Here is a 17143-nt window from a genome sequence, read left to right as displayed (position 1 = left end):
TTTATGGCTTTTGCTGAGTTTGATCTGATCGATACCTACTTCAGTCAACGCATGGAGCAACGAGATGACGTTGAGCTAGGCATTGGTGACGATGGGGCGGTGGTAACTGTCGATGCCGGCAACCAATTGGTGGTAGTTACCGATACCATGGTGGCCGGTGTGCACTTTGACCAAGATACTCCTGCGCGCGCTATTGGTCATAAAGTGGTAGCGGTGAATCTTAGTGATTTAGCTGCGATGGGGGCTGAGCCGACTTGGATCAGTCTTGCTCTAACCTTACCATCGATTGATCAAGATTGGCTACAAGGCTTCACCCATGGCTTGCGGGAAATTTGTGAATACTACGGTTGCCAGTTAATCGGCGGTGATACCACCCAAGGCCCATTAACGGTAACAGTCACTGCTCACGGGGTGTTACCTCAAGGCAGTGCCATCAAACGTACCGGTGCCAAGCCCGGTGATTGGTTGTATGTGACCGGTACTTTAGGCGATGCAGGCTTAGCCTTAGCTGCTCGACAGCGCCGCCAGCAGGTTTCCGACGCACATTATCGCCGGATTACCGATCGCTTGTATTTTCCGTCGCCACGGGTGGCCTTAGGGCAATCGCTACGGGGCGTAGCCAGTAGTGCCATTGATGTCTCTGATGGCCTGTTAGCGGATCTAAAGCACATACTCAAAGGCTCCCGCGTGGGTGCCAAAATCAGCTTGGATGAACTCCCTCTGTCGTTAGCTCTCACTGAAACGCTAACGCAAGACCAAGCCTTAGCCTATGCGCTCACCAGCGGTGACGATTATGAGCTTTGTTTTACTGTGCCAGAAAGCCAACGTGGTGTGTTTGATACCTTAGTGGCTCATACCGCAAGTAAACCTGTCTGCATTGGCCGAATCACTAACGAAGCTGAAGCATTGCAGCTGACCTTGCAAGGTGAACCTTGGCAGTTACCTGAAACAAATACCGGCTACGAGCACTTCGCTAGCCCCTTTGAGCCTAGTGTGTAACCATCATGAGCCGCGCTGTTTCTGGGCAATTACTTAAACATCCTGTTCATTTCTTGGCGCTTGGCTTTGGTAGTGGTTTGCTGCCCAAGGCGCCTGGCACCTTTGGTACGCTAGCAGCCATTCCGTTAGTATTGGCGATGCAGTATTTGCCGAGCTGGGGCTATTTGGCGGTGATGCTACTGGCTGCTTGGTTAGGGATTTATATCTGCCAGTTTACCGCAAAAGCGATGGGTGAACATGATCATCCAGCGATTGTGTGGGATGAAATTGCTGGGTACATGATTGCCATGTATGCGTTGCCCGCAACTTGGTATAACCTATTGGCTGCGTTCGTGCTCTTTAGATGGTTTGATATTCGCAAACCTAGTGTTATCGGCTGGTGCGATCGTCATCTGCACGGCGGTTTAGGCATTATGGCTGATGATTTAGTGGCTGGACTGGCTAGCGCCGCAGTTATCCATTTAAGTTATCTGGGCTGGGCGCTAGTAACTTAGCTGCTAATTAGTCACCTAAACAGCGTTTGATTTGAGCCATCATACCAGCTGCATCTAAGCCTAATTCGGCCATGATTTCAGCTTGCGTACCATGCTTAATAAACTCATCTGGTAAGCCTATTGGTAATACTCGTGCACGCTGCTGGTTGCTACTTGCGGGCTGCGCGGCAAAGTATTCAAGGATGGCTGAACCGGCACCACCGGCCACGACGTTCTCTTCGACACTCACTAAAAGATCATGGCTGGCGGCTAACTGATCAAGCAGCTCGGTGTCTAGTGGTTTGACAAAGCGCATGTCAGCAACCGTTGCATCTAACTCCTCAGCACAGGTCATGACTTCGGCTAATAAGGTACCAAAATTCAACAAGGCAATGCGTTTTCCAGAACGAACAATTCTGCCTTTACCCAGAGGTAACTGCTGCATGCTCTCGTCCATGGCAACGCCAGTACCATTGCCGCGGGGATAACGTACAGCGGCTGGTTGTTGCAGTAAATGGCCGGTATACAGCATATTACGGCATTCATTTTCGTCACTTGGGGTCATGATCACCAAGTTAGGAATACAACGCATAAAGCTGATGTCAAAAGCACCTTGGTGAGTAGGGCCGTCAGCACCAACAATGCCGGCTCTATCAATAGCAAATAATACCGGTAACTGTTGCAGGGCAACGTCATGAATAAGTTGGTCGTAGGCACGCTGTAAGAAGGTTGAGTAAATAGCTACTACCGGATTGTAACCACCGATAGCTAACCCCGCAGCAAAGGTCACCGCGTGTTGCTCGGCAATGGCGACATCAAAATACTGATGCGGATAACGTTGAGAAAAGGCAACCATGCCTGAACCTTCGCGCATCGCGGGAGTGACTGCCATCAGCTTGTCATCCTGTGCGGCCATTTCGCACAGCCAATCGCCAAAAACTTGTGAATACGATGGCGTTGAGGCTGGCTTGCTCGGTAAAGAGGTTTGACTCGGGTCAAACTTAGGCACGCCATGATAGCCAATAGGATCTTTCTCTGCCGGCGCATAACCTTTGCCTTTACGAGTTACCACATGCAAAAACTGTGGCCCCTTAAGGTTGCGCATATTCTGTAGGGTTTCTACCAGTAAGTTAACATCGTGACCATCAATAGGCCCAATGTAGTTAAACCCTAATTCTTCAAAAATCGTGCCGGGTGCGACCATGCCTTTCATATGTTCTTCGGCTCGGCTGGCAAGATGCTGAATGCCTGGCATGCCTTGCAGAAGCTTTTTACCGCTTTCACGAATAGAGGTATACACCTTACCCGAAAGCACTCGTGCTAAGTGATTATTCAGCGCACCCACGTTTTCTGAAATAGACATGTCGTTGTCATTCAGAATCACCAGCATATCAGGTTTGATATCACCAGCATGATTCATGGCTTCAAAAGCCATACCGGCAGTCATGGCGCCGTCACCAATAACCGCCACCACTTTTTGATTATTCTGCTCGCGCTGAGCTGCAATCGCCATGCCTAAGGCCGCACTAATAGAAGTACTAGAGTGCCCGACACTTAAAGTGTCGTATTCACTTTCAGGACGCCATGGGAAGGGATGCAAACCGTCTTTTTGGCGAATGGTCGGCAATTGCTGTTTGCGGCCGGTCAGAATTTTGTGCGGATAGGCTTGATGACCAACATCCCAGACCAATTGGTCGTAGGGCGTTTGATAGACATAGTGCAAGGCTACTGTCAGTTCTACCGTGCCTAACCCTGACGCTAAATGACCGCTACTTTGACTCACTGAGTTAAGCAGGTATTCACGTACCTCAGCACACACTTGTGGCAGTTGCCGCGGGCTTAATAGCCTTAAATCGGCAGGCGTGTCGATGTGATCTAACAAACTAGCAGCCCCAGCGCGCTGGCTAGCTGCTGGTGCATTAGGTGATGCTGGCTTACGTGAAGACGTCATGATGTTAATGATTCCGGTTTAGCAGGTGATCTGCAAATGCTTCCAATACTTCGGTATTGTAAGGGATTCTCGCCAAGGCATGAAGTGCTTTCTGATGCAGTTGGTCACGTCGTTCAATCGCACCCTCTAGACCCAACAGGCGGACATAAGTCGCTTTATCTGCAGCTACATCACTACCTTGCTGTTTACCTAGCGCGACGGTATCACCAATCACGTCTAAAATATCATCCTGAACCTGAAAGGCTAAGCCGAGGTTATAGGCGAATTCGTCAAAATCGGCCAAATAGTGCTGTGCGGCAGGGCTGCCACACAGCACCCCCAGTTTTACCGCTGCTTGAATCAATGCACCCGTTTTATGAATGTGAACCTGAGCTAATTCGGTTTCGCTGAGGGCTTTACCGGTAGCACTTAAATCGAGCGCTTGACCACCGCACATACCTAAGTCGCCACTAGCCTGCGCAAGCATCTGTACCATTTGTAATTGTTGGGCTGGCGCTACTGCTGCATCAGCCTCACTAATGAGCTCAAAAGCTAAGGTTTGTAGGGCATCACCAGCTAAAATTGCGGTAGCTTCATCAAACGCAATATGGCAGGTAGGATGGCCACGGCGCAGGGCATCATCGTCCATCGCCGGTAAATCATCGTGTACTAATGAATAGGCATGGATGCATTCAATAGCTAAACTGGCTCGTTGTAGCATCGCCATTGGCGCCCCACAGATGGCTCCCACCTGTAAGGTCAAGAAAGGTCGTACCCGCTTGCCGCCTAGCACTAAGGCGTAGTGCATCGCCTTATTTAATGGTGCCGCAACCGCCTGGCGTTGTTGTAACAACTGTTCAAGTTGCTGATTAATATCAGCCCGTGTTTGTGCTAACACTTGGCTAAGGTTCACACATTATCCTCTTGCGGTTTGAACTCAGCTAATTGCTCCTGACCTTGTTGGGCCAGTAGTTGACTTACTTTCTGTTCGGCTTGCTGTAATTTTTGTTGGCTTAAACGGGATAATTTTACCGCTTGTTCAAATTGCGCTAAGGCTTGCTCTAGAGGCAAATCGCCTTGTTCAAGTTGCACAACTATTTGTTCTAACTGTTTTATCGCTTGCTCAAATGAAACGTCGCTCATGGTGATTCATCGCTGTTGCTGGTGATAGATGTATGGCGCACAAGTTACCTTGATTCCGCAGTAGGGTCAAATCAGGTATAATGCCCGATTTTTAAGCTTAGGCCCCCCAAAATATCATGAAATTTATTGTTCGACTGCACGCTGAAATCACCATCAAAAGTAAAGGCGTTCGTAAGCGCTATGGCAAAGTTCTGGTAAATAACCTGAAAAGCATCTTGCGCCGTAATCAACTAGACGCCAAAGTCATTTGGTGTTGGGATCGTATCGAAATTGTGGTGGCCGAAGGCGTAGCCGATGAACAGGCCGCGGCCGAGCACATCAGTCAGCTGCTGCAATGTGTGCCAGGAATTGCCTGGTTTAGCCGCTCGTACGAGCTACCTCTTAGTGAAGCGGACGGACAGGCTGATTTTGCCGCCATGGTGCCAACCCTGTTGCAAGTTTGGGGGCCGGAATTAGCGCACAAGAGCTTTGCGGTGCGAGTTAAGCGCAAGGGCACTCATAGCTTTCGTTCGATCGATTTAGAACGTTACATCGGTGGCGCCGTATTACAACAGGTGGCTGGTACCAAGGTCAATTTAGGTCGGCCTGACATTGATGTGCGGATTGAAGTAGACCAAGATATCGTACGGATTTTTGGTACTAAACAAGCTGGCTTAGGCGGCTTTCCGTTACCCACCCAAGAAACCGTATTAAGTTTGTTATCAGGAGGCTTTGATTCTAGTGTCGCCAGTTTTCAATTATTACGGCGCGGTGCACGGGTCCATTTTTGCTTTTTTAATCTTGGTGGCGCTCAGCATGAAACTGGGGTACGACAAACAGCCTATTACCTGTGGCAAAAATACGCCAGCTCTCATCCATTAAAATTTATCAGCATCGATTTCGCGCCTGTGGTAGAAGAAATTTTAACCAAGGTCGACAACGGCTTGATGGGGGTAGTGCTTAAACGCCAAATGTTACGAGCAGCTGAGCTGGTCGCAGATAAACTCAATACTGCGGCCATTGTTACCGGTGAAGCTTTAGGGCAAGTTTCTAGCCAAACGCTGAGTAACTTAAGTGTCATTGATGAGGCGACCCAGAAGTTGGTGTTGCGCCCATTGATTACCATGGACAAACAAGAAATCATTAACATTGCGCAACAAATTGGTACCGCCGATTTTGCCAAAAGTATGCCAGAATACTGTGGTGTGATTTCTAACAAGCCGACAGTGAAAGCTCAGCGCGATGCATTATTAGCGGCAGAAGCAGAGCTTAACCCTGAGTTGATTCAACAAGTGGTGCGCCAGTCGGGAGTGCTTGATGTGAGCACCATTGGCGAGCAAGCTGCGGCAGCAGTGACCGCAGTCGCGAGCTTAACCGTAGCAGCCGCCGGGCAGTGTGAGATCATCGATATTCGTGCCGCCGATGAAGCTGAGTTGAAACCTTTTGTGGCGACGGATGCCAGTATCACGGTACGACATATTCCATTTTTTAAGTTAGCGACTAAATTTGCTGAGCTTGATCCGGATATTACTTATTTGCTGTACTGTGAAAAAGGCGTAATGAGTCAGCTACAGGCACTCTATTTACAGGAGCAAGGCTACCAAAACGTAGCTATTTATAAACCTTAAGAGTCTAAGGATAGGATGCATGACAACAAAATTAGTGGTGGCCAGAATTGTCTTTGTGATGGTCTTAATTGCTTTGTCGATGGCTTTTTTGATGCAGGTATCAACGGGCGGTATACCGCGCTTTGAACATGCCGATAAAGTCGTGCACTTTGCTGCATTTTTTGTGTTAGCACTGACCTTTCATCGTGCATTTCCTATTCCTATCGGTGCCGCCCTAGTGGTCCTTACGCTGTACGGGTTAGCCATTGAGTGGGCACAACACCTGTTGCCTTATCGAAGTGCCAGTGCTGGCGATTTATTAGCTGATGCGGCCGGAGCTGTTAGCTATTACGGTTTATTTTGGTGGCGTTTTGAGCGTAAACGTAAGCGCAACCAACAAGTTAGTTCTTAGCATAAAAAAAGCCCTTAACTTGGTGGTTAAGGGCTTTTTAATTATTTCTTCTTCGTTGCAGCGGCTTTCTTCTTGGCCTTCTTCTTCTTGCTCTTACCTGGCATCGGAAACTTAAACTGAGGGCGCAGATCGTCAAACACCCGCCGTTCCATCTTCACTTTCTGATAGCGCTCAATCCTACCCAGTAAATCAGCATCATGGGCTTCAACAATAGCGATAGCTAAACCGCTCTTACCGGCACGACCGGTACGACCAATCCGATGCAGGTATACATCGGCTTGTTTGGGTAAATCTAAGTTAACTACCAACTCGATATCTTCAATATCAAGACCACGAGCAGCTACATCAGTCGCTATCAAAATACTGTCGTTGTAGGTTTCCATGCGTGCAATAATTTGCTGGCGTGCATCTTGTGGCATGTCGCCACGCAGGGTCATCACTTTAAAACCTTGTTGCTGAAGCTTACCGGCTAGCTCTTCTACTTTTTCACGAGTACGCACAAAAATCACCCGCCGCCCCGGTGTCGTTTCTAAAATACGAACCAGCAGTTTAAGTTTATGTGCCGCATCATCAGCTTGATACCAGCGCTGTAGAATTTTACCTTTTTCGCGTTTGGGCGGCTCAATGGTTAAGAGCTCCGGCTCTTTTTGAATTTCCGCAGAGAACTTGGTCACCCCTGGGCTTTCAAGAGTGGCTGAAAACAACATGGTTTGCTGAAGTTGACGCGCTTCGTTAACCAATTGTTTCACTGCAGTACTGAAGCCCATGTCCAACATCCGATCGGCTTCATCAATAATCAGCCACTCCACGTTATCGAGTTCGTATTGGTCAGCTCCAATAAGATCAAGTAAACGCCCAGGTGTTGCTACTAAAATGTCATGGTTAGCTTCGAGTTGGGCATGTTGACTACCATAATTGACGCCGCCAGTAATTAATACGGTGCTAAGCTCTGTGGTTTCATTAAATGCATCGGCTTGTTCGGCAATTTGTTGAGCTAGCTCACGAGTGGGCGCTAAAATAAGCACTCGCGCTGAGCCCGGTTTACGGCGTGGAAAATCCAGTAGATGTTGCAAGGCTGGCAGCAAAAATGCGAGGGTTTTGCCGGTGCCCGTAGGCGAACTTACGAGTAAGTCTTGACCACGTAAGGCGGCTGGAATAACTGCTTGCTGTACTTTTGCAGGCTTGTTAATGTCTGCGGCACGCAGCACATCGATGAGTTCGTCATCGAGTTCGAGTTGTTCCCAATCGGGTGTCATGATCCTATCCTGTGCAAAGCGCCTTAGCGCGGAGTCAAAAAGACAAATGAGTTTTCAATGCCGACAATTTTACCTCAAAGATGATCACTGTGCGATGAAAGTTAGCACTGATAGTCTTTTACTAGGGTCTTGGGCTGTCGTTCAGCCCCATGAAGCCACCTTAGATCTCGGCTGTGGTTGTGGTATTTTGGCATTGATGATGGCGCAACGAGGGGCTGCACCTGTGGTGGCACTAGAATTAGATGCTGCTGCTGCAGCGCAAGCGCGAACCAATGTGGCAGCTAGCCCATGGCCGCAAGTCGTGCAGGTAGAGCAGGCCGAGGTGGTGAATTGGTGTGTTCATCACGCTAGCTATGCCGCAGCTACTGAACAAGATGATGCTAGCAAGCTGCCGGCACAATTTGCTCATGTGATTTTTAATCCACCTTATTTTGCAGCTCACTTGGCTAGTGATAATCAACAGCGACGCTTGGCGCGCCAAGGGCAAGGAGCGGTTTGGTCAGATTGGTTACAGGCGGCGAGCCACGTACTAACGGCAACGGGGCGAGTCAGCTTCATTGCCCCAGTGCTAGCCTGGTCGGCTATTCTAACGGCAGCAAGCTCTGTGCAGCTGCAAGTGAGCCGTTATTGCGAAGTTCAAGCAACGCCGAATAAGCCGGCACGCTTGCTGTTGATTGAATTGCAGCGGGGGAACCAAAGGGGCTTACCCCCGCCACAGCAGCTTTGTATTCGTAATCAAACCAATCAATACACCGATGAGTTTAAACAACTCACCGGTGCATTTTACTTGAACTAATTCAAGCCAAGCACATGATTACCTTGATTAAAGGTGATATCTACTGGAATGTCAGCAGCAGCCAACCGGTCTAAATCAGCTTGTAATTGCGGGCCTACGTTACCCATGGTGTCAAATAACTCACCCACCCCTGCGTAATCGCCATCACCTTGTAAGGTCAGAATTTTCTCTGAAAGGCTGTTCATGGCGCTGCGCATGGCATCCATATTGACCGAATACAAACCATCGGCATTACGGCTAAAGGCACCGGCTTGCTCAAAGTAATTGAAGCGAATCATATTGGCTTTACCATGAGCACTCGAAGCACCAAAGCGAACCGAACGGAAAATACCAGCTAAGAAAGTAGTGTAATAATCCTCGAGGGTACCTTCCGTGATCACGCCAGCTTCAAGCAACTGAGTGACCATATACAAACCAAGAATATCGGCTTTGCCTTCTTCGAGCGCTGATGCATGCTCTTTCAGTGCTTCACGAACAGTACCCGAAGCATTAACCAGATTCTTAATCCCTAGTCCGTGTGCCACCTCGTGGAACATGGTGTTGGCAAAAAACGCATCAAACGTGATGTGTTGGCGTTGCTCTGGCACAATCAACTGCTCAGCAATAGGAACCAAAATGGCGTCAAACTTGGCGCGCATTGCATTTTTTAGTTGTAACCGCCGGGTTCCTTTTTCTAACTGAACTTGCTCATCGTTCGGTAAATTAATCGCAATGGTTTTGCTACCGGCATTAGAATGGCCGGCATAATACACCACGTCATAGGCATTCAGTTGCGCACCTGCACCAGGTACTTCAGCTTTATAAGCCGCTGGTACGGGGAGATTACGTTGTAATTCTGGCAAATGCTGAGCATAAATGGCTAAACGCTCACTCCAAGCTAAGTCTTTGATCAGTACATATGACTCAAACGCAGCACGATAGCCGTACAGTTGATCTTCGTAGCTCTCGATAGGGCCAATAACCACATCAACCATATTCTCGGTCATATCCATCCAAGCAAAATCAGAGGCTTGATACTCGTTACTTAAAAAAGCGTCGGCGCGCATTTCTAGGTATTGCTTAAACTGAGGATCTTGGGCAAATTCAGCCGCTTCGCGCAGCAGTTCAGCGGCTTGCGTTAACTGCTCGCGGTACGCTTCATTGTAAGGCAGCGCGTAGAGTTTACCCACAGCATCGCGACGAACCAGCGTGTATAGGTCTATCTTGCCAGCGAAGTCCGCCGCCTCAAATTCGGCTTTCGTCATGTCGGCCGGATAAAAGTTAGCCCCAGCAGGTTTATCCGCAAACCCAGTCAGAAAAGGTTGATCGTTATTTAATCTATCCCAGGGGCCATAGTTGATTTCAGTAAAGCGTTTAACCTTGCTGTCATCCAATTGGCTTAGTAATTGGTCCTTATCACCGGCGTAAGCTTGTTGCCAAAATAAGTCATCCATGATCTCAGAGGCTTCTATTAGCAGTTCCACCATATGACGTTGGCGGTCGGTTAAATGACTCAAATCCGCGGTGAGGTCCATCGGGTAATAAATATCTAAACGCTGCTCGGCGCCGCTTACTAGACTAGCGGTAACCTGGTCACTATTGGCTTTTTTTACTGGCGCTGGCTCGCTGCAGCCGGCCAAAGCTAGGCTGGTGGCAAGGGCTAAGCTAGACAGAGCAAGGGTGATTGGTTTCATGACTGGTCCTTGATATATGTTATTTAAATAAACCGACTAACTGCGGGAATATGGCTTTAATTTCGCCACTTAATAGCGCAAAGTCTGCGTCAATCTTCTGCTCTGCAGTGGCATCTACCAGTTTATCTTGTTCATCCAACATCAGATCGGTAGGTTTAAAACGTTTGATTGCTAGATCTTGTTCCAACACAAAGTTCACCCGCTGTTGCCATTCTAGCGCTATTTTAGTGGCTTGTTTACCATGTGCCAAATGGGTCTCGATTTCAGTTCCGGTTAGTTCGTGTTGACGGTAACGCACAATACCATCGTCGCTATCACGCAGCTCAACTTCAGCGCCGAAAGTAAAGCCGGGTGCAATTTCAGCTTGCTTTAACCATTCGGTAAAGTAGAGCTCCGTTGGCTGTTCACAAAACCAAGGTTTTACCGGTAAGCTCCCTAAGCTACTGCGCAGCAAGCCAAGGAAATCTTCTGCTTTGTTGGCTGCTGAAGCATCTACCACCACAATCCCTAAGTCGGTATCCAACATCCCCCAAGTATTGCGAAAACGGCTAAAGGCTTGAGGTAACAAGCGTTGCGTAATGTCTTCTTTGAGATTCTGTTTTTCTTTGCCGACAACTTTACGGCCTTGTTCTGCTTCAATGTGTTCTAAAGCTTCTTCTAGTTGGGCCTGAATAACTGCGCTGGGTAGCACTTTTTCTTCTTTACGGGCACAAAATAGATAGCTGTTGCCAATTTGGTGCGATAGCACCTCATGCGCGGTGCCAAAGGGGGAGGTCCAGCCGAAACTGGCGAGCTCTTGGCGGCCGCAAGCACGAAATGGATGCTGCTGCAGGCGCTCGTCAAGGTTGTCAGGAAGGCTAAAATCATCGCCTAAGGTATAAATCCGTAAGTTACGGAACCACATAATAGATCCTTGTATGTATTAGGTTACTCGGTGGGGTCAAGAAACGTCAGCGGAAACTCAATAACGTAGCGTAACCCTTGGTTAGGAGCACTTTCAGCACGAATCTCACCGGCTAACGTTTGCGTTACTAAATTACGCACAATGTGCGTTCCTAACCCACTACCACCTTGCTTTTGCTTAGTGGTAAAGAAAGGGTCAAATAATTGCTTTAATTGCTGCTGGTCAAGGCCTTTGCCGTTATCTTGATAGATAACGTGCAAGCGATCTTGGCTGCGGGTAATCATAATGTCTATGTTACCTTTGGGCGTGGCTTCAAAACCATGGATAACTGAGTTCATGATTAAATTAGTAAAAATCTGTGCTAAAGCACCGGCAGGACAACGTGCCTCGAGATGGTCAGGGCAAGTTATGCTAATCCTGTGTTCAGTATGACGTAATTGCGGCTGTAAGGCCTGAATCACATCAGTTAGGTAAGCTTTAATATTAATATCACGAGTGGCTTCAGAGGTTTGATCCACGGCAACTTGTTTGAAGCTAGAAATCAAGTCAGAAGCTCGGGCTAAGTTGCGTTCAACCACGTTTAATGCTTCTTTGCCTTGGGCTAGGAAGTTTTCTAGTTGCGTTTGCGTAAGTTCACGATTGTGCAGCGCTTGCTCGGTATCTAGCAAGCGATCGCGAATTAGGGTAGCAGCCGTTACCGACACCCCAATAGGGGTGTTCACATCGTGCGTAATACCCGCCACTAAGCCTCCTAGCGAAGCCATTTTTTCAGATTCTAACAGTTGATCTTGGGCTCGTTCTAGAGCACTTAATGATGTTTGAAGACGCTGATTAGTTTTTCGTAACTCAGACTCGACCGCTTGACGTTGACGAATTTCGTTTTCCAAAGAATCTTGGCGGGTTTCAAGTTCATGTTTGCGCCGTTCTAAATCAATCACAATACGCGTAATGTTGCTGGTTTTACGGGCGACTTCTTGCTCTAGTATATTGTTTTGCTCGTCTAGCTTCTTGTTTGCTTGCAACAGTTGCTGTTCGGTTTGTTGCAAACCCTCTTGATAGTCGTAAAGGGTATCAATGAGTTGATTGTAGGCTTGCTCTAATAAAACAAACTCAGTGTTACGTTGATCACGTAGGTGAACTTTTGAATGCTCGAGGTCATCCAGGCGGAAGTTTTTAATTTGATCGATTAAATCTGCCATAGGGCGGTTGAGCATGCGGCTAAAAGCTAAGCTGAACAGTAAGATCAGAAAAGTACTCTTAATCAAGGCACTGCCAATAATAAAGTACAAGCTGACTTTGATACGTTCGATGGCAATGTCGCGCGTTGAAAACAAAGTTACATCACCGACCAGCGTTGAATCGCCAGAAAATTCAAAAACTAGGGTAGAAAAATAGCCAAAGACGCCATCGCGTTCATTTAGTTCAAAGGCTTCAGTAGGGCCATTTGGCAATTGTGAGATAGGGATGGTTTGGCCGAGCTCAATCACCACTTTGCCAGTGTCGTCACGAATAATTAGGCCCGCAATGGCCGGAATATTGATAAGGCCGTCAGCAATGGCATCAATTTGTGGTGAGTTATATTCCCACAAAGAGCGTGCCAAGGGATAACTAAAGGTGCTCTGCTGATTCTGTAATTCTTGGATTAACACCGACTTAGTATCAAAATATTCACCCACCACTTGGATAGAGGTGACCAGCAATGTCAGTACAAAGTACACAGACAAGACGCTGGTTAACAGTGATTTTGAAATACTTGATGTTGACATGCAGGGTTCCGAGAATGCTTTCCTTCAAGGTAAATGATCTGGGTTGGTTTCGCAATCCTAAGTGACCCCTACGGACCTAGCTTTTTGCACTCAGTTTACAGTTACAGCCAGCGGTTGGCTTGCTAGTATGTGTGCTTTGCGGAATACTATAAATATCAACTAACCAGACAGGAAGGTTCCACCATGGAGAAATATTTAGAGCAGATACAAACTTGGCTAACGGAGCATCCAGACATGGATACGTTAGTGAAGTTGAGCTTGCTTTTAATCGGTGCCTGGTTAGCAAATTTTATTGTCAAAAAAGTACTGTTACGCGGTGTGCTTACCGTGATGACTTATACTCCCGCCGGTAAAGATAGGGAGTTGTTAGAGCGAAATGTGATTGCGCGTATTTCGCATGTGGTGCCAGCGTTGGTGTTGTCCTACGGTATCTTTTCGGTGCCAGGATTACCTGAGGCTGCCGCCATAGTCGTCAGTAATGTCAGCAAAGCCTTTATTGTATTGACTATAGCGCGTGCCATTAGTGGCGTGCTCAATGTGATTAATACGCTTTATGAGCGCCAACCGGATGCACACGAACGCCCCATCAAAGGGTATTTGCAGGTTGTTACGATAGCTATTTATGCCATTGCCACTATTTTAGTGATAGCTGCGTTGATTGATAAATCCCCAGTGATCTTGCTATCGGGCTTAGGCGCCATGGCAGCGGTATTGATGTTGGTGTTTCAGGATACCTTGCTATCTCTGGTGGCAAGCGTACAAATTTCTTCAAACGACATCATTCGCGTCGGTGACTGGGTAGAAATGCCTAACTTGAATGTCGATGGTGATGTGATTGACATCGCTTTGCATACGGTTAAGGTTCAGAACTGGGATAAAACCATTTCGACTATTCCTACTAAGCGCTTTATTTCGGATCCCTTTAAAAACTGGCGTGGCATGCAAGAGTCCGGTGGGCGCCGTATTAAGCGTAGTCTGATGTTGGATCAGAATAGTGTACACTTTTTAACGAAAGATGAGTTACAGGGGCTGCGCCGCTTCCGTCTCTTGAAAGACTACCTTGCCAATAAACAGCAAGAGATTGATGAGTGGAACCAAAAGCTCAAAGAAGAAGGTAAAGAGCCGGTCAACACCCGCCGCATTAGTAACATAGGTACTTTTCGTGCTTATTGCTTAAACTATTTGAAGAATCACCCGCGTATTCATCAACAGATGACGCTGATGGTGCGCCAACTCAATCCAACCGCAGATGGCTTACCGTTAGAAGTCTATTGTTTTACTGCAACAACCGAATGGGTTGCTTATGAAGGCATTCAGTCCGATATTTTTGACCATTTGATTTCGATTCTGCCTGAATTTGGCTTACGGGTATTTCAACATCCTAGTGGGGTGGATATGCGCGAAATGGTCACGCAACTTAAACAAAACCGTCACACTGAAACATAAGTGACATATTAGAGTCACTAAGCTGTCATATTTTTGCAGTATCTTGCGCCCATCAATCCTGACATGCGCAAGGTACTGTTATGAAACTTTCCTTTGGTCTTTCGGTGATTGCAGCAGCTCTCCTTGCTGTACCTGCAATTGCCCAAGATAAATCTCTCGAGCCGGTTGTTGATGCTGCTAATGCCATTAACTCAGCCGCTAAAAATTCTCAACTCACCATCGAAAAGATTGCTGATACCACTCAAGAGCGTATGGCTCAGTATAAGCAGATTAGTCGCCAAATAGAGGGGCTAGAGGTTTATACCATGCAGTTGGAAAAGCAATTGCAAGCGCAACAGAACGAACAAGCTGAGCTGAATGCTTCTATTGATGAAGTAAGCGTGGTTGAACGACAAATTACTCCGTTGATGTTACGCATGATTGATGCCTTAGCTGCTTTTGTTGAGCTTGATGTGCCATTTTTACCTACCGAGCGAGCTGAACGGGTGGCTGGCTTGCGTGATTTGATGGACCGCGCTGACGTGGATGTTTCTGAGAAATTTCGGCGGGTGATGGAAGCCTACCAAATTGAAGCAGATTACGGCCGTAATATTGAAGCCTACAATGGTGAAATGGACGTAGCTGGACAGGTTCAAGACGTCGAGTTTTTACGTATCGGTCGCACCGCCCTGATCTACAAAACCCGCGATGGCAGTGCGTTAGGTTTATGGAATCAACAGCAACGCCAGTGGCAATCGCTTGATTCGAGCCACCAAAGTGCCGTGCAAGAAGCCTTACGTATTGCGCGCAAGCAGCTAGCCCCAGACTTACTGATGCTTCCTATTTTTACCTCTGAATTAGCGGCGGGAGAATAAGCCATGATGAAACATTTGCTTGGCGTCGTAGCGCTATTGTTATCAACATCGTTAGCGGCGGCTCCAATCGTTAGCCCACAAGAGCCGATTAACTTAGACCAGTTGTTGCAGCAGTTGCAGCAAGGACAGTTCTCGCAGTCAAAAGAAAACCAAGAACGCGAAGCGCGTTTTCAAGCACAGGCAGATCAGCAAGCACAAATCTTGCGCGAAGCCATAGCGAAACGAGACCAACTTGAACGTTTAAGTGAGCAATTAGAAACCAACTTTGAGCAAAACGAAGTCGCGTTAGCCAATCTAACCGATACCCTTACTCAGCGGATGGGGTCATTGCGTGAGCTGTTCGGGGTGTTACAGCAGGTTGCCGGCGATGCCAGCAGTAAATTGCAATCCTCTTATGTGTCCGTTGAATATCCAGGGCGCAGTGATCAATTAGCCGATTTAGCGCAAAAAATGGGATCAGCATCTAAGTTGGCATCTATCGAAGAAATTGAATCGGTTTGGTTAGCTTTACTACAAGAAATGACTGAAACCGGTAAAGTGAGTCAGTTTGAAACCAGTGTCACCCTAGCCAATGGTGAGAAAGTGGTGAAGCCGGTCGTTCGGGTGGGCGCTTTCAACATGGTTGCTGATGGCAAATACCTAGAGCTTGTGCCGGGCACTGACACAGTCGCAGAACTAGTTCGTCAGCCGGCAGCGCGCTATTTATCTAGTGCGGAACAGTTGCAGCAAGCGCAACAAAACCCAGTTACCTTTGGTTTAGATCCTACCGGCGGAGCTATTCTTGGGCTGTTAGTCCAAGCCCCTGATTTACAAGAACGTATCGATCAGGGCGGCACTGTGGGCTATATCATTTTGGCGCTAGGTGCAATTGGCCTACTAATTGCGCTGGAGCGCTTCGTTACCTTAACCCTGGTTGGCGGCAAAGTTAAACGTCAGTTAAAGCAGTCGGCACCGCAACAAGATAATCCGTTGGGCCGCGTGATGGCGGTACAGCAGAAATACCCTGATGTTGATACTGAGACCTTAGAGCTCAAACTCAGCGAAGCTATTTTACGCGAAATTCCGAAAATCTCGCGCAACCTAACCTTTATCAAGATTATTTCAGTGGTCGCGCCTTTAATGGGCTTACTAGGTACGGTAACCGGTATGATTAATACTTTCCAAGCCATCACCTTGTTTGGCACCGGCGACCCGAAACTGATGGCTGGCGGTATTTCGCAAGCCTTGGTTACCACTGTATTAGGCTTAGTTGTGGCAATTCCGATGACACTATTATTTGCCACCCTTAACACCCGTAGCCGCAACATTGTACACGTATTACAAGAGCAGGCGTCAGGCATTATTGCGGAGCGTTCTGAGCGAGGCCAGTAATCATGTTTATGGTTGAGTTCTATAGTGCAATTCAAGACTTTATCGAGACCGGCGGCCAAGTGTTGCTGGTTATCGGGGTCCTGATTTTTGTGATGTGGTTGATGATTCTGGAACGGATCTTTTACTACAGCAAAGGGCATCGTCAGCAAGTTAAACAGGCGGTGCAAAACTGGCAACAACGAAGTGATAAGTCGTCTTGGAATGCGGAACAAATACGGCAAGCGATGATTTCTCGAGTATCGCTGGCGCTAGGAGGCAATCTTGCCGTGTTACAAGCCATGGTGGCTTTGTGTCCGCTATTGGGCTTGATGGGTACTGTGACCGGCATGATTGAAGTTTTTGATGTGATGGCAGTGGCTGGCACCGGTAATGCAAGGTCGATGGCCGCTGGGGTATCGAAAGCGACCATACCTACCATGGCGGGCATGGTTGGGGCACTGTCTGGGGTTTTTGCGACCACCTGGCTCCAACGCACGGCAAAACGCGAACGTTTAAAGCTTGAAGATCGACTCTTGCTGGAACACCACTAAAGGT

Annotated in this window: 16 protein-coding genes; 9 read left to right on the top strand and 7 right to left on the bottom strand. The window is 47.7% G+C overall.

The features are described 5' to 3' along the window. The first annotated feature begins 3 nt into the window (after window positions 1–3). The gene (gene thiL / locus AB8S08_RS09880; protein WP_369742635.1) at window positions 4–999 is read left to right on the top strand and encodes a thiamine-phosphate kinase; all 996 of its coding nucleotides are present in this window, start codon (window positions 4–6) and stop codon (window positions 997–999) included. 5 nt (window positions 1000–1004) lie between these two features. After that, window positions 1005–1493 carry a phosphatidylglycerophosphatase A gene (locus AB8S08_RS09875; RefSeq protein WP_110075812.1) on the top strand — a complete coding sequence of 163 codons (489 nt, stop codon included), beginning with the start codon at window positions 1005–1007 and terminating at the stop codon, window positions 1491–1493. 7 nt (window positions 1494–1500) lie between these two features. Here the strand turns inward: AB8S08_RS09875 and dxs are convergent, their stop codons facing one another. The 3 genes from dxs to AB8S08_RS09860 are packed head-to-tail and all read right to left on the bottom strand — an operon-like array spanning window position 1501 to window position 4545. Further along, the gene (gene dxs / locus AB8S08_RS09870; RefSeq protein ID WP_369742634.1) at window positions 1501–3423 is read right to left on the bottom strand and encodes a 1-deoxy-D-xylulose-5-phosphate synthase; all 1923 of its coding nucleotides are present in this window, start codon (window positions 3421–3423) and stop codon (window positions 1501–1503) included. Between the two features lie 4 nt (window positions 3424–3427). After that, on the bottom strand, window positions 3428–4315 hold the full coding sequence (gene ispA / locus AB8S08_RS09865; RefSeq protein WP_369742633.1) for a (2E,6E)-farnesyl diphosphate synthase: 888 nt from the start codon (window positions 4313–4315) through the stop codon (window positions 3428–3430). Further along, window positions 4312–4545 carry an exodeoxyribonuclease VII small subunit gene (locus tag AB8S08_RS09860; RefSeq protein ID WP_110075809.1) on the bottom strand — a complete coding sequence of 78 codons (234 nt, stop codon included), beginning with the start codon at window positions 4543–4545 and terminating at the stop codon, window positions 4312–4314. Before AB8S08_RS09860 ends, ispA begins: the two co-directional genes overlap by 4 nt. Window positions 4546–4661: 116 nt before the next feature. Here AB8S08_RS09860 and thiI point away from each other — a divergent pair, with 116 nt between their 5' ends. After that, entirely contained in the window at window positions 4662–6152 is a 1491-nt protein-coding gene (gene thiI / locus AB8S08_RS09855) for a tRNA uracil 4-sulfurtransferase ThiI (RefSeq protein WP_369742632.1), read from the top strand. Between the two features lie 19 nt (window positions 6153–6171). Continuing rightward, entirely contained in the window at window positions 6172–6543 is a 372-nt protein-coding gene (locus tag AB8S08_RS09850; RefSeq protein ID WP_369742631.1) for a VanZ family protein, read from the top strand. A 41-nt stretch (window positions 6544–6584) separates the two neighbouring features. On the opposite strand, the gene srmB is transcribed toward AB8S08_RS09850, so the two are convergent. Beyond that, window positions 6585–7799, bottom strand: coding sequence for an ATP-dependent RNA helicase SrmB (gene srmB / locus AB8S08_RS09845; protein WP_110075807.1), 1215 nt, complete (start codon window positions 7797–7799; stop codon window positions 6585–6587). 46 nt (window positions 7800–7845) lie between these two features. On the opposite strand from srmB, the gene AB8S08_RS09840 reads away from it, so the two are divergent. Beyond that, window positions 7846–8595, top strand: a complete 750-nt coding sequence (locus tag AB8S08_RS09840; RefSeq protein WP_369742630.1) for a tRNA1(Val) (adenine(37)-N6)-methyltransferase — start codon at window positions 7846–7848, stop codon at window positions 8593–8595. Here the strand turns inward: AB8S08_RS09840 and AB8S08_RS09835 are convergent. From AB8S08_RS09835 to AB8S08_RS09825, 3 genes are read right to left on the bottom strand one after another with little or no spacing between them, the layout of a single operon-like run. Then, window positions 8592–10268, bottom strand: coding sequence for a Zn-dependent hydrolase (locus tag AB8S08_RS09835; RefSeq protein ID WP_369742629.1), 1677 nt, complete (start codon window positions 10266–10268; stop codon window positions 8592–8594). The genes AB8S08_RS09840 and AB8S08_RS09835 overlap by 4 nt on opposite strands. A 19-nt stretch (window positions 10269–10287) precedes the next feature. Beyond that, window positions 10288–11172, bottom strand: coding sequence for a recombination-associated protein RdgC (gene rdgC / locus AB8S08_RS09830; protein ID WP_369742628.1), 885 nt, complete (start codon window positions 11170–11172; stop codon window positions 10288–10290). A gap of 23 nt (window positions 11173–11195) precedes the next feature. Further along, window positions 11196–12938, bottom strand: coding sequence for a sensor histidine kinase (locus AB8S08_RS09825; protein WP_369742627.1), 1743 nt, complete (start codon window positions 12936–12938; stop codon window positions 11196–11198). A gap of 183 nt (window positions 12939–13121) precedes the next feature. On the opposite strand from AB8S08_RS09825, the gene AB8S08_RS09820 reads away from it, so the two are divergent. The 4 genes from AB8S08_RS09820 (at window position 13122) to AB8S08_RS09805 (ending at window position 17139) form a co-directional block, all read left to right on the top strand. Continuing rightward, window positions 13122–14384 carry a mechanosensitive ion channel family protein gene (locus tag AB8S08_RS09820; protein ID WP_369742626.1) on the top strand — a complete coding sequence of 421 codons (1263 nt, stop codon included), beginning with the start codon at window positions 13122–13124 and terminating at the stop codon, window positions 14382–14384. A gap of 80 nt (window positions 14385–14464) precedes the next feature. Further along, window positions 14465–15238, top strand: coding sequence for a DUF3450 domain-containing protein (locus AB8S08_RS09815; protein WP_110075801.1), 774 nt, complete (start codon window positions 14465–14467; stop codon window positions 15236–15238). Window positions 15239–15241: 3 nt separating this feature from the next. After that, window positions 15242–16609, top strand: a complete 1368-nt coding sequence (locus AB8S08_RS09810) for a MotA/TolQ/ExbB proton channel family protein (RefSeq protein WP_369742625.1) — start codon at window positions 15242–15244, stop codon at window positions 16607–16609. A gap of 8 nt (window positions 16610–16617) precedes the next feature. Then, window positions 16618–17139, top strand: coding sequence for a MotA/TolQ/ExbB proton channel family protein (locus AB8S08_RS09805; RefSeq protein WP_153826222.1), 522 nt, complete (start codon window positions 16618–16620; stop codon window positions 17137–17139). Window positions 17140–17143 lie beyond the last annotated feature (4 nt).

The sequence above is a fragment of the Pseudidiomarina sp. PP-1MA genome (assembly GCF_041200125.1).
Classification (GTDB): domain Bacteria; phylum Pseudomonadota; class Gammaproteobacteria; order Enterobacterales; family Alteromonadaceae; genus Pseudidiomarina; species Pseudidiomarina fusca.
Note: the sequence above shows the minus strand (reverse complement) of the source record. Positions and strands in the feature narration are given on the sequence as shown.